Origin of the sequence: Alcaligenes sp. YSL9, from assembly GCF_030515105.1 — a bacterium.
GTDB classification, from domain to species: domain Bacteria; phylum Pseudomonadota; class Gammaproteobacteria; order Burkholderiales; family Burkholderiaceae_B; genus Alcaligenes; species Alcaligenes phenolicus.
This window is the reverse complement of record NZ_JALXJU010000004.1, coordinates 389,660-414,239: the sequence shown is the minus strand read 5'-3', so window position 1 is coordinate 414,239 and position 24,580 is coordinate 389,660. Positions and strand designations below refer to the sequence as shown.

The following is a 24,580-nucleotide window of genomic DNA, read 5'->3' as shown; positions in this document are numbered from 1 at the left end:
TGGTTTCGTATTCTTTACCGCCGACGGTCACAGTGACCTTGTCGCCAGGTTTGACGTCTTTACCAACCGTACCGGTGATCGTGACGTCGCCGCCCGACTCTTCCTTGTTGATCACGTCGTCGCCTGTAATCGGATCGATTTCGATCTCGGCTTCAGGAGGCGTAACGTCGACGTCGTAAGGCTTCTCGTCGGTCGCAGTCGTGGTGTTGCCGGCGTCGTCGGTCGTGGTTACTTTGGCTTCAACCTTGTCGTTGTTGACCAGCTCGGAACCAGGAACGTCCACGCTCCAGGTCTTGCCGTCCGGGTTGACGGTGGTTTCGTATTCTTTACCGCCGACGGTCACAGTGACCTTGTCGCCAGGTTTGACGTCTTTACCAACCGTACCGGTGATCGTGACGTCGCCGCCCGACTCTTCCTTGTTGATCACGTCGTCGCCTGTGATCGGATCAATTTCGATCTCGGCTTCAGGAGGCGTAACGTCGACATCGTAAGGCTTCTCGTCGGTCGCCGTCGTGGTGTTGCCAGCGTCGTCAGTCGTGGTGACTTTGGCTTCAACCTTGTCGTTGTTGACCAGTTCGGAACCAGGAACGTCCACGCTCCAGGTCTTGCCGTCCGGGTTGACGGTGGTTTCGTATTCTTTACCTCCGACGGTCACAGTGACCTTGTCGCCAGGTTTGACGTCTTTACCAACCGTACCAGTAATAGTTACATCACCTTCGGACTCTTCCTTATTGATGACGCCGTCTTCAGTAATGGAATCGATGGTGATTTCAGCTTCTGGGGGCAGCGTGTCGACCGTGGTCGTGTCTTCGCCGCCGTTACCTGGGGTGCCAACTTCGTTGGTGTAGCTGCCGTCAGGCACTTTGACGGTGATTTCACCTTCGTAGTTCGGTGGGGGAACCAGCGTTCCGGTCCAGGTCTTGGGATCTTTGTTGTCTGGTGTCAGACCTTCGATGCGACCGCCGCCGGTGACCACGATATCTTCGATATCAAAGCCAAATGGCACTTCAGTAAATGTGAAGGTAACGGTGCCGTCGTCATTGATCTTGACAGTAACGGAGGGAGGAACCAGAGGACCGGCCTCTTCTTCGCCAGTACCGCTGTAGCCACCCAGGCGCACGTTTTCAACGGTGGGCACGCCAGGACGTGGGTATTCCAGGGCCAGAGGGCGTGTGGTTTCCACAATGCTGACCAGGCGGGTGAAGCTGCTGCCACCGCCTTCGCCACCACCGGTCAATACGGCAGCGGTTGGGTCAAGTTGGGAGAATGGGTCATCGCCAGCTTCCAGAGCGGCCAACACAGCCGTAATGGCTGGGTCGTTCGGGTTGGCCAGAGCAGCGGCTACTGGGTCCACATCGGTTTCTGCGATATCGCCGCTGACCAGGAAGGAGCGGTTATCGGAAATGGTCATCGATGGGCTGCCAGGGATCTCAAGCTCGACGCTGGCGCCGGTCTCGGTGATGATCTCGGCATTAACAGGGACGCGCATCCCTTCTTTGACAGCTACTTTGGAGCCATCGGCGGTACGGATCCATGCCGTACCTTCAACTCGTGTCACTAAAACAGTATCCAGTGCCATGACTGTCTGATTCCTAAAAAAAGACTGCCGCCAAGCAGCAGTCAGAAATGGACTTTCTTTGATCAGAGAATAGCGAGTTGGTCCGCTAGTCGATATTGGCGTCGCCGCCAGTTCGCTGTTTTATTTATTGTTATTGACCTTACTTAACAATACGAACGGGACGGCGAGCAGGGGTTTAGGCTATGCCGTGTACTTTTAGCGCCAACATCAAACGATCTGTTACATCCAGCTTTTCAAAAACCGCCTGCAGATGGGCGCGAACCGTTCTCTCGGTGATGCCCAGGTCCTTTGCGATCAGCTGATTGGAGTGGCCCAGCGAGGCGCGTTGCGCAACCTCGACTTCACGACTGGTCAGGGTACTTTCCCAGCCCGCCTTGGGTTCCAGACGACGGGTAACGTCGCTAAGCAAACGGCTCAGCAAGGACTCCCCAACCCAAACCTGCCCACTAGCCACGTGGTCCAGCGCCTGCACCAGCAAAGGCGACGAGCTGTAGGCGTGAATGTAACCACGAGCCCCCAGGGCCAGTACGGCCTGACCTTCGCTATCCAAAGGACGTGGGCTGGCGACAATAATCTTCATGCCCTGCACAGCCTTGGACCATTGGGGATGATTCCACAAAGCCAGGGCACTATCGACCACCACCAGATCACGCTGCTGTTGTTTCCAACGCAATAAATCGTCCATGCCCTGCCCTCTGGCGGGCAGCCAGGTGACCGAATCCAGATGACGCCAATGCTGCCACAACGCCTCATCGGCAGTCAGAAATAAAACCGAATTTACTTGTCGCATACCGCTTTTCCCTTACTGGTAACACGAGCTATATGCCATCAGCTCTTGGTCTGACTCGGGTGTTACACCTCTATCGTCAGCGCTACTCCCCCAACGGACCAATCAGCCTTAACGCTCTCTGAATGCGTTGGATCTGGCCCTGAGAATAGGTTTGAGTAAGTACTGCATAACAGTCCGCTTGCCAGTCATGATGTGCACTTCGGCCACCATACCGGGCAAGATTGGACGGTTATCGTCACCGACATACACCGTGTCCGTACGTACTTTAGCTATATAGAATGAATTGCCTTTTTCATCGGTAATGGTGTCGGCACTGGTCTGTTCCAGCACACCGGGCAAGCCGCCATAAACAGCAAAGTCATAGGCGGTGAATTTGACCTCGGCAGTCTGGCCTGAGTGCAGAAACCCGATATCGCGCGGATTAATACGCACTTCCAACAGCAGGGTGTCGTCAGTAGGCACGATTTCCAGAATGTCTTTACCGGGCTGCACCACGCCGCCGACCGTATTGGCAGACAGGGTCTTGATGGTGCCGCGCACGGGCGAGCGCACTTCAGCCAGGCGCACACGGTCGGCCAGGGCACGTTGGCCTTGCTCCAGGGAAGCCAGCTTGGCACGTGTTTCAGCCAGTTCGGTACGGGCCTGATTGCGGAAGGTAATTTCCACCTCGCCAATCCGGTTCTGGGCTTCCTGAATCGAGGCCTGAATACGGCTGATCTGTGCCGTGGCCGCTTTTTGCTCACCGCAGTAACGAGCCACATCACGCTGCAGGCGCAGCAAATCCACTTCGGACACCGCCCCACTTTTGAGCAAAGGACGTGTCATTTGCAATTCTTGCGAGGTCAGCCCGCAACTGGACGCGGCCTGATCACGATTGGCCTGCGTCTCACGCAATTCTTGTTGACGCTGGTTCAGCTGTTCCTGAGCCACCGAAATATTGGAGCGCAGCTCTTCGGTACGAGCCTGCCAGACGCGGCGTTCCATTTCTGCCAGATCAGGGGCTTTTTCCAGCACTTCACTGGGCATATCAAAGGGCTGATCGGCAGCAATCGCTTCCAGTCGAGCTGCCTTGGCCATCAAGGACAAGGACTCGGCTTCGTTCTCGCCCAAGGAGGACGAGGCACGGGTAGGATCGATACGCAACAGCACTTCGCCCGCTTCCACGGACTGGCCAGGACGCACCAGAATTTCTTCCACCACACCGCCGTCCAGACTTTGCACAATCTGGACCTGGCGAGATGGCACAACCTTGCCCTCGCCACGCACCACTTCATCAATGCTGGCAAAACTGGCCCAGACAATCAGCAGGCTGATGGCCAGCAAGGTCAACCAGATCAGCAGCGTGGAACCCCGTACATCTTGGTAACGAGCCGTCCACGATGCGTTTTTGAGCATATTGCTACCAGGAGGTGGGGAATTGGTGTCCTGGAGTTGCGCACGCACCCAATTGGTCAGGTTCTTTATTTTCATGCTGCACTCCGGGCCTTACCAATCTGCCCACTACGCAAGGCGGCAATGACCTGATCCTTAGGACCATCCGCCACAATACGCCCCATATCCATCACGATCAGGCGATCCACCAGCTCCAGCAAGGCGGTGCGGTGGGTCACCAGCACAACTGTCTTGCCCTCACATTCTTTATGCAGGCTGCGACGCAGGGCTGATTCGCTCTGGTTATCCATATTGCTGCTGGGTTCATCCAGCAACAGAATGGACGGGTTACCGATCAAGGCACGAGCCACAGCGATAGCCTGACGCTGACCACCCGAGAGGGATTCGCCGCGTTCGCCAATCATCATGTCGTAGCCATCAGGATGGCGTCGTGCGAAATCATCCACCCCGGCCTGACGAGCCGCTGCCAACATTTGATCGTCAGTTGCGTAAGGCGTGCCCATCAGCAAATTGTGTTTCAAAGTGCCATAGAACAGCGTGGGGTCCTGCGAGACATAGCCCATGGAGCGACGCACGTCTGCCGGGTCAATCTGCTGGCTATCAATTCCGTCCAGCACAACGGTGCCGCCCGTCGGTTTGTACAGACCCAGGATCAGCTTGGACAAGGTGGTTTTGCCGGAGCCAATACGGCCGATAATCCCTATCTTCTCGCCAGCCTTCAAGGAAAAACTGACCTTATCCAGCACGTTCTGATTAGTGCCGGGATAGCTGAAACTAACGTTGCGGAACTCGATAGAGCCTTCCAGATAAGGGCGTGGCACAAAGTGACGCTCTTCAGGATGCTCTACCGGCATATTCATGTACGAATCCACCGAACCCAGGGAGGTACGGGCATTCTGATACTGCATCATCAAGCCAGCCACCTGCCCCAAAGGAGCCAGGCAACGGCCTGCAATCATGGAGGAAGCAATAATGCCCCCCATGGACAATTTGGTTTCCTGAACCAGATACACCCCGATAATCACCACGCTGATGGTGACCATCTGCTGCAGCATCTGCACCGTGTTTACGGTCAGGGTGGAAGTCATCTTGATGCGCGCACCCTGACGAGCCAGGTACTCGGTGGACTGCTCCCAATCGCGCTGCGCATTGCTTTGCGCATTCAGGACCTTCAAGGTTTCCATACCAGCCAGGGATTCGACCAGGCCGGCGTTACGCTGGGCAGCAGCCTGGAAGGTCTGTTTGGTCAGACGTTCCATACGTGCCTGAGCAAACCAGGAAATACCCAGGATGATCACAATGGCCACAACGGGCGGGATCAGCATCCAGGGCGAGATCCAGGCCAGCACAGCCAAAAACAGCAGCACAAATGGCAAATCGACCAGTGTCGTCAAACTGGCCGAAGCGATAAAGTCGCGCACCGATTCAAAAGAGCGCAGATTGGCAGCAAAAGAGCCCACCGACGGCGGTCGGTTCTCCATGCGCAAGTCCAGCACCCGCTCCATAATCCGCGCAGACAACTGAATATCCACCCGTTTGCTGGCAGCATCAACTACATAGGCTCGCACACTGGAGAGCACCATGTTCATGACCAGCACCAGCCCAATCCCAATCGACAGCACCCACAGGGTTTCAATCGCTTTGTTGGGAACCACCCGGTCGTACACGTTCATGGTGTAGAGCGGAATGGCCAGCGCAAACAGGTTGATCAGCAAGGCAGCGCCAATGGCGTCGCGATACAGACGCCAGTTTTGCACTACGGCTGTCCAGAACCAGTGCTTGCCCTTCATGGGGGCCACACCATCTTTGGCACGCGCTTCGACGCGGAAATCCGGCTGCACCACAGCCAACAGCCCGGAGTACTGCGCTTGCAGATCTTCCAGGCTGATTTCGCTGGGGCTACCACTTTCCGGGAAATGCACCCGGGCACGTTCTTCTTCCAGCCCCAGCAACACACATGCCCGGTTATTGTTCAGCAACAAAATAACCGGGAACAGATTGGTGTCGAGTTCGGTAAAGGCGCGACGCCATACTCGGGCCGTGCAATGACCACGCGCGGCCGCTCGACTGAGCAAGGCAGGCGTCAAACGCCCACGCTGCAAAGGCAAGCCTGCAGACAAGTGCTGCGGCGTGCAAGGATTACCGTGGATACGGGTAATCTCTGCCAGGCAGGTCAGAAGAGGATCATCATGCGTCAGATGAGGCGGGATACTGTATTGCCCGCTTGCTTGTGTCGTGCTGTCAGATGAGTGGTTCATCGTCATTAATCAAATCCAGCGAATCCCGCAGGCGTTGACGGGTACGTTTGCGCTCGTTCAATTTGGCCAAGGCCTGGGGAGGCAGATCAGTCATACGAAGCACACCGTTAGCAACCAGTGCGTCAATCAAATCCTCCAGCACTCGGATAAAACTGGCATCCGAGACTGAAAGCTCTTGTTTGTAGTCATCTTCGTTCTGACTCATACGTGCCTCCCTTCACTATCCAATAACGCCAAGAAGCAGCTACTTACAGCCCGGCTGGTTTCTCGCGCAGGACTGGCGGAGCCATACCGTCGCGGTAATCAACAGAAACCGGGGTCAGGTTGCTGGTATCTGGAACAGGCGTCATACATGCCTTGAATGCCTCTTCGGGGAAGTCCAGCTTGGCGGCTTCTTCAGGCTGCTCCGAGTAAGGCTGGGACAGGCCAACTGCCGACACCAGACGGTGCGACAAGGTCAACCAACGGTATTCGGCTTGTTGCAGGTCGTAAGTGGCATTGGCCAGAGCGCGACGCGCATCAAACAGTTCGTTTTCCGTATCCAGCAAGTCCAGCAAGGAGCGCTGACCGATCTGGAACTGCTGCATGTAAGCAACGCGAACCTTGGACGTAGCCAGTTCGTGTTGTTTCAGGAATGGCAACTGAGCACGCAGGCGCTCGATGTTGTTCCAGGCCACGGCCAGATCCTGCTGTACGTTGCGGCAGGTGTAATCGCGCACGTCGCGGGCAGCGTACTGCTGAGCTGTGGTTTGACGGATGCGAGCAGCATCGGCACCACCACGGAACAGGTTGTACGACAGCATCAACTGCACGTTGCTGCTTTGCGAGTTGCGGTATGCGGAACCGGGAGGATCATTCTTGTCCTTGCCTGTCGCAGCACGGAATTCCAAAGTAGGCGACATGCGGCCTTGAGCCACGTGTTTGCCCGACTCAGCAGCTTGATACAAAGCCTGCTTGGCCAAAATCACGGGGCTGGTGCGCAAGGATGGCAAGAAGTCGGTGGTATTGGCAGGAATCGACTCGCTCAGGCTAGGGGCCGCTTGCATGACTTCAGGAGCAGCCACACCCACAATGCGACGGTAGCGTTGCAGCACGTCGTTCAGGTTGCCGGCCTCGGTCATCATGTTGCTTTGAGCCAGGGACTGGCGGCCATAAGCCTGTTCCAGGTCCACACCACGGCCCACGCCGGATGCCGAACGCTCCTGAATCTGGCTCAGGATGTTCATGTGCATGCCGTAGTTTTCACGGGCCAGCTTTTCCATTTCGCGGTAACGCAGCACATCAATGTGCGCGTTGGCCGCTTCCAGAGCCAGAGAATCTACCGAAGCCAGCAGCTCGTAGTAGGTAGCCAGTTTTTCGTAACCCAACTGACGAACCTGGTTGATCGAGGAGAAACCATCAAAAATCAACTGACGCAGTTGCAGGCTGTAGCCGCTGCGGGACCAGTCGGTAGACGGAGCACCGGAGGTGCTGCCACGCCACTCTTTGCCAACCCAACCCTGTGCATTGACCTCGGGCAACAAGGCGCCACGGCCAACGTTCTGACCTTCAAGCGCAGACTGGAAATCCTGGAAGCGAGCGCCAAGTTCAGGATTGGACATAATTGCCCGCTCAATACTGTCCTTGAAGCTCAAGCTGTTTTCCTGCTGGGCAAGCGCTGGTTGCGCCAGCAGTAGCGCTGTCAGCAGCGCACTTACCGTTAGAGTTTTCTTACCACGCACGTCGGCCTCCGTAAGATCCTGTGCCGCGTTCGCAACAGACGTCATTACGTCAGCGTTGCAACGCATTGCCAGATCAAATTTAAGTACAAAAATGAAAGAAGAATGGGTTCGGTGTGTCGCTCAAACAAAGCGAAAGAAACACCACCCGAGGGCCCAACACCTATGTATTGCACATGGGCTTTACATCTAAGACTGGTAAGTACATCGCCAGCCGCAGCAGTATGTTCATAATGGACCGGGGCAAGACAAGGCGGAGCTACAGGCTTCTGACCTGTATTCTTGGAGCATAACCTTGTGTCTGATTGTGACTTTTTACGTGACGCATAGTGAAACTCATCACGTAGATCACGGGACAAATTGTATCTTAGATTACAAGGAGCTTCGTGGACGACAATGTTAAAAATGATAAATAGCCCGTGATAAAAAAGGCAACAATACACTGAAATTAAACGATTTCGGGCGATTAGGCGCTTAAGCAATAACTGTTGCGCTTATCCCACGTGGCGCGATCGTTGGTAATAATCTACAAAAAACTTTCACCTTAATAAGCATTTAGGTTACATCAAGATAAAACCAGGTTATCACCAGGCGATAAAAATATTTTCATCGTTAAAAATATAACAATCGCTCACATTAAGAATGCTGCACTTGTAACGATTTCTTATTGCAGCTTGATGCCAGTTTTCATCTCTTTGTCAGGCCTTCAAAAAGAGATATGAAATCAAAAACTTATAACGGTTTCTTGAAGGGCTCCCTGTTTCGCGCCCGTTTGTAGCTTCTCTGAACAATCCGTTGCTGCAATATCCGCCGCCCACGCTTGTCCCGTTTCTGCTCGCCCGATACCATCGAACGGTACGTATTTAGTTAGCAACACAGACAACTTGGAGGCCGCTCATGTATCAACACCTGGCCCTGTATATCAATGGTCAATTTCTGGATGGACAAGGTCGCCAGACCCAGGCCGTCATCAATCCTGCCAATGGCAGCACCTTGGGCCAACTTCCGCTGGCATCCCAGGCGGATCTGGACGCGGCTCTGAACGCCGCCCAGGACGCGTTCAAAAGCTGGCGTCACAGCTCGCCCATGGATCGCAGCGCGATCCTGCGCAAGGTCGCGGAACTGTCGCGTGAACGCGCCCAGGAAATTGGCCGCAATCTGACACTGGACCAAGGCAAGCCCTTGGCCGAGGCGGTAGGCGAAATCATGTCCTGCGCGGACCATGCGGATTGGCACGCCGAGGAGTGCCGCCGTATTTATGGCCGCGTCATCCCCGCCCGCAACCCCAAAGTGCAGCAAATGGTTCTGCGCGAGCCCATCGGGGTCTGCGCCGCCTTTACGCCCTGGAACTTTCCCTACAACCAGGCCATTCGCAAGATCTGCGCGGCTATCGGTGCTGGGTGCACGATTATTCTGAAAGGCCCCGAGGACTCCCCCAGTGCGGTCATGGCTATTGCCCAAGCCTTTCATGATGCGGGCCTGCCTCCGGGTGTACTAAATATTGTCTGGGGTGTGCCACAGGAGGTGTCGGACTACCTGATCCGCTCGCCCATCGTGCGTAAAGTCTCCTTTACCGGATCTGTACCTGTAGGCAAGCAACTGGCTGCACTGGCCGGTGCCCATATGAAACGCATCACCATGGAATTGGGCGGTCACTCGCCTGTGCTGGTCCTGCCTGATGCCGATGTAGCCCGCGCTGCTCGTCAGCTGGCTCGTTTCAAAATTCGCAATGCTGGTCAGGTGTGCATTTCGCCCACGCGTTTTTATATCCACGACGACATCTACACTGCATTTGTGGACCGCTTCACCGAGGAGCTGGCCAATGTAAAAGTGGGCGATGGTCTGGACCCGGATACGCAAATGGGGCCCTTGGCTCACGAGCGCCGCCTGCCCATGATGCAAAAGTTTGTCGACAACGCCCGCTCTCTGGGTGGCAAAGTGTTGCTGGGAGGAGAACAGATCAAGCGCGATGGTTTCTTTTTCTCGCCCACAGTGCTGACGGATTTGCCCGACGATGCACTGGTCATGACCGAAGAGCCATTTGGCCCCATCGCCCCCTTGACGCGCTACAGCGATCTGGACGATGCCATCGCCCGTGCCAACAGCCTGCCCTACGGTTTGTCGGCCTATGCCTTTACACAATCCTTGCAAGACGCGCATCGACTGGGTACCGAACTGGAATCCGGTATGGTCAATATCAATCACTTCGGCAGTTCCCTGCCCGAGACTCCGTTTGGCGGCGTCAAGGACAGCGGCATTGGCAGCGAAGGCGGTGCCGAAACCTTTGACGGATACTTAGTCACCAAATTTGTGACCCAGATCTAAGACTGGCTCCTGGCCCCGCTTTGCGGGGCTAGGGTGAACCCCTACTGTACTAACTGCGCATTCCCGTTACATTATTCAAACACTCGTTTGAAATTAGGAAATAACGGTGAAACGCTCTGATCGGACACAGTCCGCCATTCTCGATGCAGCCGAACATCTTTTTGCGCTGTATGGCCACGAAAATACCTCCATGCGCCAGATTACGGCGCAAGCCAAGGTGAACCTGTCGGCTGTCAATTATCACTTTGGCAGTAAAGACGGACTGACACAGGCCGTGTTCCAGCGCCGCCTGAACAGCATCAATCAAGAGCGCCTGGAAAAACTGGCGTTTTATCGCCAGCAAGCCGGTGAAGGTCCGTTGAAAGCATCCCAGGTGGTGGATGCCTTTTTTGGCCCACTGATCCGCCTGGCGGGTTCAGGCAACGGCGCCCCACGCTCGTTTATTCCTTTGCCGGGGCAGGACCGCCCGGCGCCGCAGGATTTCATTCAGTCCATCTGTTGGGACGAACAAGTCGCCATCTTCCTGCCCTTCAAGCAGGCTTTGCATGAAGCTCTGCCTACCGTGCCTGAAGAAGAAATCATCTGGCGATTCCATTTCATGCTGGGTGCCACCTCTTATGCCTTGATGGGCACCCAATCACTGCGTCGGGCTTTGCAATTACCCCTTAGCGACAGCCCGGAAAGTGAGCAACAACTGCAACAGCGCTTGATGAGTTTCCTGCTGGGTGGATTACGAGCTCCTTTACCCACCAGCACCTGAGCTGAACGGCCCTGACCACCAAGCTACACCACGGTGAACCGCGCCCCTCTCTTAAGGGCAGCAAGTCGAAGGTGCAGCATGAGGGGGTTTTACCGCCGGGTCGCTCCCAAAGCTCGGCGCCCCCGGTAAAAAGTGCCCCCTCGGGGGGTAACAAGCCGAAGGCGCAGCGTGGGGGCCTTCTTCTTTTTTTTCTGAGCTAGTCCGGAGTTGCTATGTTTGTGACCTTGCTATTGATAGTGCTAGTGCTTGGCTGCGTCTACGTTCTCAAAAACCGGAATCTACGCACCAAGTGGCTAAGCCGCCCAATCTACCGCGCCTTTTCCAGCGTTCTGCCTGCCATGTCCCAAACCGAGCGCGATGCGCTGGAAGCAGGTACGGTCTGGTGGGAAAGTGAGCTGTTTCGCGGCAAACCCAACTGGAATACCCTGAGCTCTTATCCGGCCTACCGGCTCACCGATGAAGAGCGCCAGTTCATGGACAATGAAGTCAATGTGGCTTGCGCCATGATTGACGACTGGCAAGTCAGCCAGGAAGACTTCGATATGCCTGCCGAGGTCTGGAACTACCTGAAAGAAAACCGCTTCTTCAGCCTGATTATTCCCAAGGAATACGGCGGTCGCGGTTTTTCGGCGCAAGCGCACTCGGCGGTTGTCGCCAAGCTCTCCACCCGTAACTCGGCCTTGTCCGTCTCGGTCATGGTGCCCAACTCGCTGGGCCCGGCAGAACTGCTGCTGCACTACGGTACCGACGAGCAGAAACAACACTATCTGCCCCGCTTGGCTGATGGCCGTGACATCCCCGCTTTCGCACTGACCAGCCCTTGGGCCGGTTCGGACGCCGCCTCCATTCCTGACGTAGGGATTGTCTGCAAAGGCGAATGGGAAGGCCAGGAAGTGCTGGGCATGCGCGTCACCTGGGACAAACGCTACATCACCCTGGCTCCAGTTTGCACCTTGTTGGGTCTGGCCTTCCGCCTATATGACCCGGACGGTTTGCTGGGTGGCGAAAAAGACATTGGCATTACCTGCGCCCTGGTTCCAAGCGACCACCCCGGCGTTGATACCGGTCGCCGTCACTTCCCCCTGAATGCCATGTTCATGAACGGCCCCACCCGTGGCAAAGACGTGTTCATGCCGCTGGAGTTCATCATTGGTGGCCCCGCCATGGCTGGCCAGGGCTGGCGCATGTTGATGGAATGTCTGGCTGCTGGCCGCTCCATCTCTTTACCCTCTTCCTTTACTGGCATGGCCAAACTGACCAGCCGCGCCGTGGGCGGTTACTCCGCCGTCCGTACCCAGTTCCGCAGCGCCATCAGTAAATTTGAAGGTGTGGAAGAAGCACTGGCTCGCATTGCCGGCCATACCTATGCGATGGATGCCGCCCGCACCATGACGGCTGCTGCCGTGGACCTGGGCGAGAAACCTTCCGTGGTCTCGGCCATCGTCAAATACCATGTGACCGAGCGTGGTCGTATTGTGGTAAATGACGGTATGGACGTCATTGGTGGTAAAGGTATTTGTCTTGGCCCATCAAACTTCCTGGGCCGTGCTTACCAACAGATCCCCGTCGGTATTACGGTGGAAGGCGCCAATATTCTGACGCGCAGCCTGATCATCTTTGGCCAAGGCGCGATTCGTTGCCATCCTTTCATTCTGGAAGAGATGACAGCTGCACTGAACCCTGACCGCGAAGCCGGTTTGCGTAAATTTGACCAGGCTTTCTGGGCACACATCCGCTACACACTGGCCAATACAGGCCGCTCCTTCTGGCTGGGCCTGGGTGGCTGGCGCTTGCTAAGTGGCCCTACCGGCACCTCCAAGGCCATGCACACCTACTACAGCCAGGCCAGCCGTTACAGTGCCGCCTTCTCCTTGCTGGCCGACGCGTCCATGCTGGTTCTGGGTGGTTCCCTGAAAATGCGTGAGCGTCTGTCCTCGCGTCTGGGCGATGTGTTGTCCGAGCTGTACATGCTCAGCGCCGTACTCAAACGTTACCAGGACGAAGGCCGCCAGCAAGAAGATGCGCCTTTGGCTCACTGGGCGGCTCAAGACGCCTTGATGCGCGCTCAACATGCGCTGGACAAAGTACTGGAGAACTTCCCGAACCGTCCTTTGGCGGCCGTGCTGCGCTTCCTGGTCTTCCCTCTGGGTCTGCGCCGTCTGGGCCCTGATGACAAGCTGGACCACACTGTTGCCAAACTGTTGACCAAGCCCGGTGCCACTCGAGATCGCCTGACTTACGACACCTACTTGCCTGACGACGATATGGAACCCGTCGGTGCGATTGAAGCGGCCCTGCTGGCTTCGCTGAACACCCGCGATATTGACGCCAAAATCCGTCAGTTCGAGAAAAGCGGTCAATTGCAGGACAACCCCAAAGCCAACGTACGCGATCTGGCCGAAGCCGTCTTTCAGGCCGGTGGCATCACGGCTCAGGAATACGAGCAAATCCAGGCCCGCGACATCGTGCGCGATCGGGTTATTGCCGTTGATGATTTCCCCTTCGATTTGCGTCGGGAAAATCCTGCCGCTGAAGCCGCCAGTGGGAGCCAAGCATGAGTTTTCAACCGGTCTATATTATTGACGGCGCACGCAGCCCGTTTCTGAAAGCGCGCAATGCGCCCGGCCCCTTCTCTGCTGGAGATCTGGCCGTGCAAACGGGTCGCGAGCTGTTGCTGCGCCAACCCTTTGAGGCCCCGCAGCTAAGCGAGGTCATCCTGGGTTGCGCCGCCCCCTCGCCCGATGAAACCAATATCGGCCGGGTTCTGGGTCTGCGTCTGGGCACAGGTCACAAAGTGCCGGGCTGGACCGTGATGCGTAACTGCGCCTCGGGTATGCAGGCACTGGACTCGGGCGTACAGGCCATTCAAACCGGCCGCTCGGATCTGGTGCTGGCCGGTGGCGTAGATGCGCTGTCTCACGCCCCCATCCTGTTCAGCGACGACATGGTGCGCTGGCTGGCCACCTGGGGCAAAGCGCGTAGCCTGGGCGCACGCCTGAAAGCGCTGCGCAGTCTGCGTCTGTCCTATCTGAAACCAGTCATCGGCCTGCTTAAAGGGCTGACTGATCCCGTCGTTGGCCTGTCCATGGGGCAGACCGCTGAAATTCTGGCTCACGAGTTTGGTATCAGCCGTCAGGATATGGACGAGTTTGCGGCCCGCAGTCACCGTCTGGCTTTGCGTGCTCAACAAGAAAACGCTTTTGAAGAAATCGTGCCGTTAAGCGACACGCGCGGTAATAACTACCCACAAGATGATGGCGTACGCGAAGACTCCACGCCCGAGAAGCTGGCCAAGCTGCGCCCAGTCTTTGATCCGCCTTGGGGCAATATCACGGCCGGCAACAGCTCCCAAGTGACCGATGGCGCTGCCCTGCTGATTCTGGCCAGCGAAGCCGCCGTCAAGGAACATCAGCTCAAACCCATTGGCCGCATTGTGGATGCGCAATGGGCTGGTCTGGATCCGGCCACCATGGGCCTGGGCCCTGTTTTCGCCGCGACGCCTATTTTGGAGCGCAACCGTCTGGCCCTAAATGGCCCGGACTTGTGGGAAATCAACGAGGCTTTTGCAGCACAGGTACTAGCATGTCGTGCTGCATGGGACAACCAGGAGTGGTGCCAAAAGCATCTGGGTCGTGATGCTTTGGGTCTGCTGGATATGGACAAGCTCAATGTGGACGGTGGCGCCATTGCGATCGGCCACCCGGTGGGTGCCTCCGGAGCCCGAATTGTGCTGCATTGCTTGAATGCCCTGCGTCGTCGCAACTTGCGTCTGGGCATGGCCGCTATTTGTATTGGCGGCGGACAAGGCGGTGCCATGCTGATCGAATCGCTGCAAGGAACTGAATCATGATGCCCGTCGCTACCCTGGATTTGCAAAACTTCACGCTGTACACGGACGATCAGCAAATTGCCTGGCTGAAAATCGATTGCGTGGGCAGCTCGGTCAATAGACTCTCGGCAGCCGTTCTGCAGGAGCTGAACCAGGCACTGGATTACCTGGGCAGCCATCCTCCTAAAGCACTGATCATTTACTCCGGCAAAGCTGCCGGTTTTGTAGCCGGTGCGGACATTGACGAGTTTTCGGAACACAACAACAACCCTGAAAAGGGCTTGGCACTGGTCACACGCGGCTGGACCGTCTTCAACAAGCTGGCCAAGCAGAGCTACCCCACGTTGGCGCTGGTGCAGGGCCACTGCCTGGGCGGTGGTCTGGAGCTGGCCCTGGCATGCCGTTATTGCCTGGCCGTAGATCAGGACGATACACGCCTGGCTCTGCCTGAAGTGATGCTGGGTATTTTCCCCGGTTGGGGCGGCATGTTGCGCCTGCCTGAATATATAGGCCCTGCCGCCGCCATGGACTTGATGCTGAGCGGCAAAAGCGTGGATGCCCGCAAGGCCGCCCGTCTGGGTATGGTCGATGCCTGCGTTCCCGTCCGTCTGGCCAAGCAAGCTGCCATCAAACAGGTGCTCAGTGGCAAGAAGCCGCGTCGCGCCAAGGGTCTGCCACGCCTGATGAATACCAAGCTGCTACGCCCCCTGGTTGCTAATCAGGTACGCAAGCAGTTGGCAAAGCGCGATCCCTATCAGCACTATCAGGCGCCCCGTGCCATCCTGGAGATCTGGGAAAAGCACAACGGCAATGCCTTGAAGGCTCCCGAGCTGATCGAGCAAATCACCCGCTCGAACACCGCAGCCAATCTGCTGCGTGTCTTCCATTTGCAAGAGCGTCTGAAAAGCGTAGGCAAGCATTCGTCGACTCAGGAGATCACGCATATTCACGTGGTCGGTGCGGGTGTCATGGGAGGCGATATTGCCGCCGTATGTGCGCTGAAAGGCATGCGTGTGACGCTGCAGGATCAGGACCGCAAGCGTATCGCCCAGGCACAAGGTCGTGCCGCCAAGCTGTTCCAGCGCCGTCTCAAAGACCGCAGACTGGTACAAGCCGCCTTGGACCGATTGATCCCGGACCCGGACGGCCACGGCATCCCGTCGGCAGATCTGGTTCTGGAGGCCATCTTCGAGAACGCCGATGCCAAGCGCAGCCTGTACGCCACCATTGAGCCCTTGCTAAAGCCCGGTGCTGTGCTGGCAAGCAATACCTCCAGCCTCCCTTTATCCGAGCTCAGCCTGAACCTGATCAATCCGGAACGACTGGTAGGCATTCACTTCTTTAACCCGGTCTCTCGCATGCCCTTGGTTGAAGTGGTGGAAAGCGAGTTGCTGGCCCCGGAAGTGCGCAGCGTTGCCTACGCCTTTGTGAACCAGATTGGCAAGCTGCCCCTGCCCGTTAAAGACAGCCCCGGCTTTCTGGTCAATGCCGTGCTGGCTCCTTACATGCTGGAAGCCATGCGCTGCGTGGACGAGGGGCTAGACCCGGCCACCGTGGACAAAGCCATGCTGCAGTTCGGCATGCCCATGGGCCCGCTTGAATTGGCCGACACCGTGGGCCTGGATATTGCCCGTGATGCAGGTGCCCAATTAAGCCAGCAGGCGGCCATGCCAGCCTGCCTGAAAACCCATCTGGACCGCCAGGAACTGGGTCGCAAAACCGGCCAGGGTTTCTACACCTGGAAAGACGGCAAAGCCCAAAAATCTCCTGCGGGAACAGTCCCAAGCGGTCTGGCAGATCGCTTGATCAAACCACTTATCGAACAGACCGAACACCAGGTTCGCATCGGTGTTGTGGAGAACGACGATCTGGCCGATGCAGGCGTGATTTTCGGTACCGGCTTTGCGCCATTCAGAGGGGGCCCTCTGCATTACAAAGCAACACAAAAACAACGCAATTAGTTCGGATTGGCACAAATACCTATACGCCGATTGGCCTAGGTCATGCACCATAGAAAACAAACAGGTGTTTTAAAACTTGTCATAAGCCTCTGTCAGACGTCGCACCTATACCTTGGAGAAGAGACATGAAAAAGACGGTTGTAGCTTTGCGTACCATCCCCGCCTTGCTGATTCCTCTGGGAATGAGCATGGGAATGGGTCAAGCCCATGCGGCTGGTTTTAACTTGCTCGAACAAAATGCGAGCGGCCTGGGCAATGCCTACGCAGGCTCGGCCGCCATTGGTGACAATGCCAGCACGATCTACTTCAACCCGGCCGGCATGACCTTGTTGCCCGAGACCAACTTCTCGGCAGGTTTTAACGCGATTAAACCTACCTTCAAGTTCTCCGATAAAGGCAGTACCGACCCCCTGGCCCTGACAGGTGGCGCCAGCCGTCCCGCTACTGGCGGCTCAGGTGGTGATGCCGGTAAAGTCGCCGCCGTTCCCAATATTTATCTGTCCCATCAGCTCTCGCCCAAGTGGTGGGTGGGCCTGGGTATTGGTGTCCCGTTTGGTCTGACAACTGAATATGACGAAGGCTGGGTTGGCCGTTACCACTCTGAAAAATTTGCCATTGAAACCATCAACGTCAACCCGTCGGTGGCTTACAAAGTCAACGATCAGTTGTCCTTCGGTGTGGGTGTGAACTGGCTGCACATTGATGCGGACTACCGTCTGGCTACCCCGGTTGGTTATCACCCGGCTTTGGGTCCACTGGACATGGACACCCGCGTCAAGATGAAGGGCGACGCCTGGGGCTGGAATGCCGGTTTGCTGTACCAAATTACCCCCAGCACTCGTTTGGGCGTTTCCTATCGCTCGCAAATCAAGATCACGGCTGATGGCGACACCAAACTGCGTAACCGCAACGTGCCGGCTGGCATTCCTGCCCCCAACATCAATTGGGACGCAGAAGCCACCATCAAGCTGCCTGACACCGCCATTGTCAGCTTGGTGCACGACCTGAACTCGCGCTGGCAATTGCTGGCCGATGTGTCCTGGACAGGCTGGAGCAGCATCCCGCGTCTGACCATTGAAAACAGCGGCCCCGGTGCCAAGGATTCCGGTCTGGAACTGAAGTTCAAGGACGCATGGCGCGTCGCCCTGGGTGCGAACTACCACTACAACGAGCAGTGGACCTTCAAGGGTGGTATTGCTTGGGACCAATCCCCCGTTCGCGACAAGAACTACCGCCCAACCGCCCTGCCTGACAGCGATCGTTACTGGGTGTCCCTGGGTGCTCAGTATCGTGCCAGCAAGAACGCCACCTGGGATATCGGCTACACCCACTTGTTCCTGAAAAATACCGACATGAACAACAACACTGATCTGAAAGGTCGTGGTCTGACACGCGGTACTTACAAAAACAGTGGTGACATCCTGGGCGTGCAGTTCAGCTATCGCTTCTAAGGATGCACTATGGCCCGCAGTCGCCGCATGGAGCTGCTCGCACGCCTACCCCCCACATGGCGTGCGCGCTTTTTGCAGCTGGGCTTTAACTGGCACCCCGCCTTCCGGGCAACCGGCGGGCGGGTCCACAAAGTTTCAGCGAACTTGCAACACATCGTCGTACGCCTGCCATTGCGTCGTCGCCCTCGCAACATCAATGGCTCTTTATTTGGCGGCTCCCTGTTTGCCATTACAGACGGCGTGCACGCCACCATGCTTCTGGCTGGGCTGCAACGCCATGTGATTGTCTGGGACAAGAATGCAGAGATTCAGTACCGCCGCCCCGGCTACCAAACTCTGTACGCCAATTTTCAAATCAATCCAGATGAACTGGACGCAATACGAGGACAGCTAGACCAATACCACGAGGCTGAAGCCACATTTACCGTGCAGATCCAGGACCCCGAAGGCCAGATCTACACCACGGTGGAACGCACCATCTATATCGCCGACGCCCACTTCTACAAGCAGAAATCACAATCACGCTAATTTGCCGGAGGACCGCTTCATGTTTACCCCCCGCTGTGCCGCCCTGATTTTAAGTCTGTCCCTGGGGCTACCCGCCGCCCAGGCCGCTACTGTTGCGAATGTCACCGTGCCAGACACGGTCACCGTCGAGCAGCAAAGCCTGAAACTGAATGGGGCAGGCCTGCGCAAGAAAGTTGTTTTTGATGTGTACGTCGCCGCCCTGTATACCGCTTCGCCTTCCCAGGATGCCGAGGCCATTATTCAATCCCCCGGACCACATCAGATCCGGCTGGTCCTCAAACGCGACCTGGATGCCCAAACCCTGATCGATGCCCTGAAAGACGGCATTCACAGCAACCTGACTGATCCTGAAAAACAAGAACTGGACCCGGTCATCAAGCAATTTGAAGACTTGATGCGCCAGGTGGGTGAAGCCAAGGAAGGCGACGTTGTGGTGCTGGACATGCACACCCCTCAGGTCAAGATCCTGTTCAACGACAAGACGCTGGGCGAGCTCTCTCACCCTGATCTGACCCCTGCTTTGTTGAAAATCTGGCTAGGCAAGAAGCCTGCCCAAGAATCGCTCAAAAAGGCCCTGCTGGGATTGTCTTGAACCTACACGCCTCGGAGCGCTTCATGGATAAAGTCTGGCTGCAGAACTACCCCGCCGGTATTCCTGCCACTATCGAAGATCAGGCCCAGCAGTACTCGTCCTTGCTGGATGTATTTGAACAAAGTTGTACCGAGTTCGCGCAGCGCACTGCCTATATCAGCATGGGCAAACGCATGAGCTACCGCGAACTGTCGACCAATGCCTTGGCCCTGGCCAGCTGGCTGCAAAGCCAAGGCGTGAAAAAAGGCGATCGTGTCGCCCTGATGATGCCCAATATGCTGCAGTACCCCATCAGTCTGTATGGGGTGTTGCGCAGTGGGGCCACCATTATCAATACCAACCCGCTGTATACCGCCCGTGAACTGCGCCACCAGCTGCAAGACAGTGGCGCGGAAACCATCATCATTGCGGAAAACTTTGCCCACGTGCTGCAGGAAATCCTGCACGAAACCCCCATCAAGCGAGTCATTGTGACCAGCGTGGGGGATTGTCTGGGCGGCTTCAAGGGCTGGCTGGTCAATCAAGTGGTGCGCCACATTAAAAAAGGTGTGCCTGCCTGGTCCTTGCCTGGCTCCGTCTCTTTCAAAGCCGTACTGGCTCAGGGCCGAGGCCGCGCACCGGCCCCGGTCAAGCTGACCCACGATGATATTGCCTGCCTGCAATACACCGGGGGCACGACGGGCGTTGCAAAAGGAGCCATCCTGACCCATGGCAATCTGGTTTCAAACCTGAGCCAGGCCCTGTCCTGGATTCGCCCTTATTTGAAAGAAGGCCAGATCGACTGCGTTGTTACTGCCCTGCCGCTCTACCATATCTTCGCTTTCACCGCGAACCTGCTGGTGTTTCTGCGTCTGGGTGCGGAGAACCTCTTGATCATTAACGCGCGCGACATTCCCTCCATGATCAAGGACATGTCCAAGCTGCGTTTTACTGCCATTACGGGGGTGAACACGCTCTTTAATGCCATGCTGAACAATGCCGAGTTCCGCAAGCTGGATTTCTCCTCGCTGCGCTTTACATTGGGTGGCGGTATGGCAGTGCAGGAAGTGGTCGCCAAGCGCTGGCTGGAAGCGACCGGCAAACCCCTGGCCCAGGCTTATGGACTGACTGAAACTTCACCAGCAGCCACGATCAATCCGCTGGATAAAAAAGAGTTCACCGGCTCAATCGGGCTGCCCGTTCCTTCTACCGACATACGCATACGCGACGAAAACCAGAACGACCTGCCGTTGGGCGAAACGGGCGAGCTATGCATTCGTGGGCCGCAAGTTACTCCCGGCTACTGGCAACGTCCCGATGAAACCGCCAAGGTCTTTGATCGCGACGGCTTTTTACGCACGGGCGATATTGGCTATATGGACGAGCAAGGTTATGTCTTCCTGCTGGATCGCAAAAAAGACATGATTCTGGTCTCGGGCTTTAACGTCTACCCCAATGAGGTGGAAGCGGTCGCCGCCCAGCACCCGGATATTGTCGAGGCCGCCGCCGTCGGTGTACCGGATGAAAAAGCAGGCGAAATCGTCAAGCTCTATGTCATCAGCCGTAATCCCGAGCTGACGGAAAAAGACGTGATTGCCTTTTGCCGCAAGGAGCTGACCGGCTACAAGGCCCCACGTATTGTCGAATTCCGCGACGATCTGCCCCGCACCAATGTGGGCAAAATCCTGCGTCGGGAACTGCGTCCATAACACGTATTTCGCACGCGCTTAGACCAAGATGAAAGGGGCTTATGCCCCTTTTTCATTAACCGGAGTATTCATAAACAAATAAGAATCGGATCGTTCGTAGCCCTGATACCGCTCTTTAGAATGGGACAAACTATTTATATAAGCGAGTGTCAGAATGCACGCCCTGTCCCGCCTCTCGGAGTCCAATCGCACGGCGATTGCTCAAATTACCGACGAGCTCGATCCGCTGTCCCTGAACTGGCTGTCCGGCTATCTCGCGGGTGTCGCGCAAGTGCGCCACACCGGCCTTCCCGCTCAAGCGCCTGTTTCTCCTGAACTGTCGTTGGTGCCCGCCACCGCTGCGCCCGCCCAACGACCTGCCACTATTGTGTTTGGCAGCCAGACAGGCAATGCCCAACGCGTCGCCGAAGCCTTTGCCCAACGCTGCGAAGCCGCCGGCATCCCCGTGCGCCTGCTGCGCGCCGATCGTTACCCCACGCGCGAGCTGAAAGAAGAGCGTCTGCTGTACGTCATTATCAGCACCCAGGGTGAAGGCGACCCGCCAGACGATTCCATCGCATTCTTCGAGTTCCTATCCGGCGCCCGTGCTCCCAAGCTGCCCGAGCTGAAATTCGGTGTGCTGGGTCTGGGTGATTCCAGCTATCCCCTGTTCTGTGGGATCGCGGAAAAGATTGATCAACGTCTGCTGGCGCTGGGTGCGGAACGCATTCTGGACGCAGGGCTGGCTGATCTGGATATTGATACGGTCGCCGCCCCCTGGCAGGACAAAGCCTTTGGTTTTCTGGAAACGGATCACAAGGCCCACGCCGCTGCGGCCGTTCCTGCCGCCCAATCCAGCAACGTTACGGTGCTGGAAACCCAGACCCGCAGCAGCTTCACCCGCGACAATCCATTCCAGGCCACCGTGCTGCAAAGCCAAAGCATTACGGGCCGCGACAGCACCCGCAACATCTATCACTACGAGTTGTCGCTGGAAGGCAGTGGCCTGAAGTACCAACCCGGTGATGCATTGGGTGTCTGGCCTACACAAAACGCCAAGCTGGTCGAAGCAGTTATCCAGACGTTGAAGCTGGACCCTCAAGAGACCGTCACCATTCAGGACAAGTCACACACGCTGCAAGAGTGGCTTAGCCATTACCGCGAGCTGACACAACTGACCAAACCTTTCCTGGTGGAACTGGCCAAGCGCAATAGCGATGCCGTGCTACAGACAGCCGTAGGCCCAGAAGGTTTGAGCACTTTGCAAGAGCTGCTGAAAACCCATCAAGTGCTGGACGTACTGGAGCGCTTCCCGGCCACCTGGAGCGCTGCCGAGCTGGTGCAAGCCTTGCGCCCTCTGGCACCCCGCATGTACTCCATCGCCTCCAGCCAGTCCGAGGTGGACGAAGAAGTACATCTGACCGTGGCCAATGTGCATTACCAATTCAACGAGCAGGATCGTTGGGGCGTGGCCTCCGACTATCTGGCCCGGCTGAACGAAGGCGATACCGTGCCTGTCTTTATCGACCCCAATACACGCTTCCGCCTGCCTGAAGATACCAGCCGTGACGTAATCATGATTGGTCCTGGCACCGGTGTAGCTCCTTTCCGCGCCTTTGTGCAGGAGCGCAGCGTTCAGGGTGGCGAAGGTCGCAACTGGCTGTTCTTTGGCAACCCGCACTTTCACTCCGATTTCCTCTACCAGACCGAATGGCAACGCGCCTTGCAGGACGGTCAGTTGCAACACCTGGATCTGGCCTTCTCGCGCGATCAGGAAAACAAGGTTTACGTCCAGCACCGCTTGCTGGAAAAAGCAGCCGAGGTCTATGCCTGGATTCAGGGCGGCGCCCACATTTATGTGTGCGGTGATGCCAATCAGATGGCCAAGGACGTACACCAGACCCTGCAGGAAATTGCCCGCCAGGAAGGTGGATTGGACGCAGACCAGGCTCGCAGCTGGTTGGAAGAACTCTCGGCGCAGGGCCGCTACGCCCGCGACGTTTACTGAGAAGCAAGGACATGACAGAAAAGAAAATCGCCGCTATCGAACAAGTAAAAATTGATAGCCGCTATCTGCGCGGTGGCATTACCGAGGGTCTGGCAGACCCAATCACGGGCGCCATCAGCGAAGACGACAACAAGCTGCTGAAATTTCACGGCAGCTATCAGCAAGACGACCGCGATCAGCGTGAAGAGCGTCGCAAGCAAAAGCTGGAACCGGCGTTCAGCTTCATGATTCGCGCCCGCTTGCCCGGCGGCGTGGTTACGCCCGCCCAGTGGTTGGCCTTTGACCAGATCGCCTGTGACTGGGCCCAGTTTGGCCTGCGCATCACCACCCGTCAGACCTTTCAATGGCACGGCGTGCGCAAGCCCTTTTTAAAGCCCACACTGCAAGCCATCAACAAGGCCATGTCCACGACATTGGCTACTTGTGGTGACGTGAACCGTCAGGTGGTCAGCGCCACCAATCCCTTGCTGTCCGAGCAGCATGGTCTGGTTCAAGAGTGGGCTGAAAAGATTTCCGAAACCTTCCTGCCCAAAACCCGCGCCTATGCCGAGATCTGGCTGGACGGCAAAAAAGTCGAAGACGCCATTGACGGCGAAGACTTTGAACCGATTTACGGCAAGACTTACCTGCCCCGCAAATTCAAGATCGGCATTGCCGTGCCTCCCTTGAATGATGTGGACGTATTTGCGCAGGACATCGGCCTGATCGCGATTATTGAGAACAATCAGTTGCTGGGCTTTAACGTCGCCATTGGTGGTGGCATGGGTGCCACACATGGCGACGACACCACCTATCCACGGCTGGGCAGCGTGATCGGCTTTGTACGCCCCGAGCAATTGCTGGCCGTTTGCGAGGCCGTTATCACCACACAACGTGACCACGGTAACCGCGACGAGCGCCGTCATGCCCGTCTGAAATACACCGTGGATAAGCTGGGCGCCGACTGGTTCCTGGAAGAAGTGCAAAACCGCAGTGGTCAAACGCTGGAGCCGTCACGCCCCTACCATTTTGACCACAATGGCGACCGCTTCGGCTGGACCCAAGGCAGCAATGGCCGCTGGCACCTGAGTCTGCGTATCGATTCGGGCCGCATCATGGATACCGAAGTCGGCCCCTGGCTGACGGGTATGCGTGAGATCGCGAAGATCCACCAAGGGCAGTTCCGCCTGACCTGCAACCAGAACCTGATCATTGCCGATGTGCCTGAAGAAGATAAGGCCAAGATCGACAAGCTGGTCGCAGATCACAAGCTGGATGTGTACCAGACACAAAGCGGCATACGCAGCAGCACGATTGCCTGTGTCTCTCTGCCCACTTGCGGTTTGGCCATGGCCGAGAGCGAACGCTACGCCCCCATCTTGCTGCCCAAGCTGGAAGCCTTGCTGGACAAATACCAGTTGCGTGACGAACGCATTGTGCTGCGTATCTCCGGTTGCCCCAATGGCTGCGCCCGTCCTTACCTGGGTGAAATTGCCCTGGTTGGCCGTGCTCTGGGCCGTTATGACTTGCGTTTGGGTGCGAACTTCAGCGGCGAACGCCTGAACGTAATCTATCGCCAAAATATTGCCGAACCTGAAATTCTGAGCATTCTGGACGAGCTGTTTGGCCGCTTCGCTGCCGAGCGTCTGGAAGGCGAGCACTTTGGCGATTTTCTAGTTCGCGCTGGCGTGGTTGCCGAGCCTACAAGCCGCTTGATTCCTTTAGTTTTACAGCCAGCCTGAC

General features: G+C 56.7%; 17 protein-coding genes. 11 read left to right on the top strand and 6 right to left on the bottom strand.

The features are described from left to right. From M2Q46_RS18390 to M2Q46_RS18365, 6 genes are all read right to left on the bottom strand, one after another. Positions 1 to 1,579, bottom strand: a 1,579-nt coding sequence (locus tag M2Q46_RS18390) for a retention module-containing protein (protein WP_302357844.1), incomplete at its 3' end; no start/stop codon positions are given. 175 nt (positions 1,580 to 1,754) lie between these two features. Then, positions 1,755 to 2,369 (bottom strand): response regulator transcription factor, encoded by a 615-nt coding sequence (locus M2Q46_RS18385; RefSeq protein WP_035269588.1) that lies wholly within the window; start codon positions 2,367 to 2,369, stop codon positions 1,755 to 1,757. Positions 2,370 to 2,477: 108 nt separating this feature from the next. Next, positions 2,478 to 3,764, bottom strand: coding sequence for an HlyD family type I secretion periplasmic adaptor subunit (locus M2Q46_RS18380; RefSeq protein WP_230940577.1), 1,287 nt, complete (start codon positions 3,762 to 3,764; stop codon positions 2,478 to 2,480). Positions 3,765 to 3,835: 71 nt separating this feature from the next. Beyond that, positions 3,836 to 6,025: a type I secretion system permease/ATPase gene (locus M2Q46_RS18375; protein WP_026484846.1), complete on the bottom strand. Its 2,190-nt coding sequence runs from the start codon at positions 6,023 to 6,025 to the stop codon at positions 3,836 to 3,838. Next, complete coding sequence (locus tag M2Q46_RS18370; protein WP_022983326.1) at positions 6,003 to 6,224, bottom strand: hypothetical protein; 222 nt, start codon at positions 6,222 to 6,224, stop codon at positions 6,003 to 6,005. Before M2Q46_RS18370 ends, M2Q46_RS18375 begins: the two co-directional genes overlap by 23 nt. Positions 6,225 to 6,267: 43 nt before the next feature. Next, positions 6,268 to 7,740: a TolC family outer membrane protein gene (locus tag M2Q46_RS18365; protein ID WP_238441713.1), complete on the bottom strand. Its 1,473-nt coding sequence runs from the start codon at positions 7,738 to 7,740 to the stop codon at positions 6,268 to 6,270. Between the two features lie 894 nt (positions 7,741 to 8,634). On the opposite strand from M2Q46_RS18365, the gene M2Q46_RS18360 reads away from it, so the two are divergent. From M2Q46_RS18360 to cysI, 11 genes are all read left to right on the top strand, one after another. Beyond that, the gene (locus tag M2Q46_RS18360; RefSeq protein WP_083055327.1) at positions 8,635 to 10,062 is read left to right on the top strand and encodes an NAD-dependent succinate-semialdehyde dehydrogenase; all 1,428 of its coding nucleotides are present in this window, start codon (positions 8,635 to 8,637) and stop codon (positions 10,060 to 10,062) included. A gap of 106 nt (positions 10,063 to 10,168) precedes the next feature. Further along, a complete protein-coding gene (locus M2Q46_RS18355) occupies positions 10,169 to 10,822 on the top strand; it encodes a TetR/AcrR family transcriptional regulator (RefSeq protein ID WP_083055325.1) in 654 nt (217 codons plus the stop codon). 212 nt (positions 10,823 to 11,034) lie between these two features. Beyond that, positions 11,035 to 13,380 carry an acyl-CoA dehydrogenase gene (locus M2Q46_RS18350; protein ID WP_026484842.1) on the top strand — a complete coding sequence of 782 codons (2,346 nt, stop codon included), beginning with the start codon at positions 11,035 to 11,037 and terminating at the stop codon, positions 13,378 to 13,380. Continuing rightward, on the top strand, positions 13,377 to 14,672 hold the full coding sequence (locus M2Q46_RS18345; protein ID WP_022983329.1) for an acetyl-CoA C-acetyltransferase: 1,296 nt from the start codon (positions 13,377 to 13,379) through the stop codon (positions 14,670 to 14,672). Before M2Q46_RS18350 ends, M2Q46_RS18345 begins: the two co-directional genes overlap by 4 nt. Further along, the gene (locus M2Q46_RS18340; RefSeq protein WP_302357840.1) at positions 14,669 to 16,612 is read left to right on the top strand and encodes a 3-hydroxyacyl-CoA dehydrogenase NAD-binding domain-containing protein; all 1,944 of its coding nucleotides are present in this window, start codon (positions 14,669 to 14,671) and stop codon (positions 16,610 to 16,612) included. Before M2Q46_RS18345 ends, M2Q46_RS18340 begins: the two co-directional genes overlap by 4 nt. 125 nt (positions 16,613 to 16,737) lie before the next feature. Beyond that, positions 16,738 to 18,063: an OmpP1/FadL family transporter gene (locus tag M2Q46_RS18335; RefSeq protein WP_137431141.1), complete on the top strand. Its 1,326-nt coding sequence runs from the start codon at positions 16,738 to 16,740 to the stop codon at positions 18,061 to 18,063. A 9-nt stretch (positions 18,064 to 18,072) separates the two neighbouring features. After that, complete coding sequence (locus M2Q46_RS18330; protein WP_302357839.1) at positions 18,073 to 18,591, top strand: DUF4442 domain-containing protein; 519 nt, start codon at positions 18,073 to 18,075, stop codon at positions 18,589 to 18,591. A gap of 19 nt (positions 18,592 to 18,610) precedes the next feature. Beyond that, positions 18,611 to 19,183, top strand: coding sequence for a chalcone isomerase family protein (locus M2Q46_RS18325; RefSeq protein WP_026484838.1), 573 nt, complete (start codon positions 18,611 to 18,613; stop codon positions 19,181 to 19,183). 23 nt (positions 19,184 to 19,206) lie between these two features. Then, the gene (locus tag M2Q46_RS18320) at positions 19,207 to 20,871 is read left to right on the top strand and encodes an AMP-binding protein (RefSeq protein WP_035269577.1); all 1,665 of its coding nucleotides are present in this window, start codon (positions 19,207 to 19,209) and stop codon (positions 20,869 to 20,871) included. 154 nt (positions 20,872 to 21,025) lie between these two features. After that, positions 21,026 to 22,858 (top strand): assimilatory sulfite reductase (NADPH) flavoprotein subunit, encoded by a 1,833-nt coding sequence (locus M2Q46_RS18315; RefSeq protein ID WP_302357838.1) that lies wholly within the window; start codon positions 21,026 to 21,028, stop codon positions 22,856 to 22,858. An 11-nt stretch (positions 22,859 to 22,869) separates the two neighbouring features. After that, positions 22,870 to 24,579 carry an assimilatory sulfite reductase (NADPH) hemoprotein subunit gene (cysI, locus tag M2Q46_RS18310; RefSeq protein WP_302357837.1) on the top strand — a complete coding sequence of 570 codons (1,710 nt, stop codon included), beginning with the start codon at positions 22,870 to 22,872 and terminating at the stop codon, positions 24,577 to 24,579. Position 24,580: the final 1 nt, after the last annotated feature.

What these genes read in the sequence shown, in the direction of transcription:
- M2Q46_RS18385 (WP_035269588.1), bottom strand. Translation starts at nt 2,369, where the DNA reads ATGCGACAAGTAAATTCGGTTTTATTTCTGACTGCCGATGAGGCGTTG.
- M2Q46_RS18380 (WP_230940577.1), bottom strand. Translation starts at nt 3,764, where the DNA reads ATGCTCAAAAACGCATCGTGGACGGCTCGTTACCAAGATGTACGGGGT.
- M2Q46_RS18375 (WP_026484846.1), bottom strand. Translation starts at nt 6,025, where the DNA reads ATGACGATGAACCACTCATCTGACAGCACGACACAAGCAAGCGGGCAA.
- M2Q46_RS18370 (WP_022983326.1), bottom strand. Translation starts at nt 6,224, where the DNA reads ATGAGTCAGAACGAAGATGACTACAAACAAGAGCTTTCAGTCTCGGAT.
- M2Q46_RS18360 (WP_083055327.1), top strand. Translation starts at nt 8,635, where the DNA reads ATGTATCAACACCTGGCCCTGTATATCAATGGTCAATTTCTGGATGGA.
- M2Q46_RS18350 (WP_026484842.1), top strand. Translation starts at nt 11,035, where the DNA reads ATGTTTGTGACCTTGCTATTGATAGTGCTAGTGCTTGGCTGCGTCTAC.
- M2Q46_RS18345 (WP_022983329.1), top strand. Translation starts at nt 13,377, where the DNA reads ATGAGTTTTCAACCGGTCTATATTATTGACGGCGCACGCAGCCCGTTT.
- M2Q46_RS18340 (WP_302357840.1), top strand. Translation starts at nt 14,669, where the DNA reads ATGATGCCCGTCGCTACCCTGGATTTGCAAAACTTCACGCTGTACACG.
- M2Q46_RS18335 (WP_137431141.1), top strand. Translation starts at nt 16,738, where the DNA reads ATGAAAAAGACGGTTGTAGCTTTGCGTACCATCCCCGCCTTGCTGATT.
- M2Q46_RS18330 (WP_302357839.1), top strand. Translation starts at nt 18,073, where the DNA reads ATGGCCCGCAGTCGCCGCATGGAGCTGCTCGCACGCCTACCCCCCACA.
- M2Q46_RS18325 (WP_026484838.1), top strand. Translation starts at nt 18,611, where the DNA reads ATGTTTACCCCCCGCTGTGCCGCCCTGATTTTAAGTCTGTCCCTGGGG.
- M2Q46_RS18320 (WP_035269577.1), top strand. Translation starts at nt 19,207, where the DNA reads ATGGATAAAGTCTGGCTGCAGAACTACCCCGCCGGTATTCCTGCCACT.
- M2Q46_RS18315 (WP_302357838.1), top strand. Translation starts at nt 21,026, where the DNA reads ATGCACGCCCTGTCCCGCCTCTCGGAGTCCAATCGCACGGCGATTGCT.
- cysI (WP_302357837.1), top strand. Translation starts at nt 22,870, where the DNA reads ATGACAGAAAAGAAAATCGCCGCTATCGAACAAGTAAAAATTGATAGC.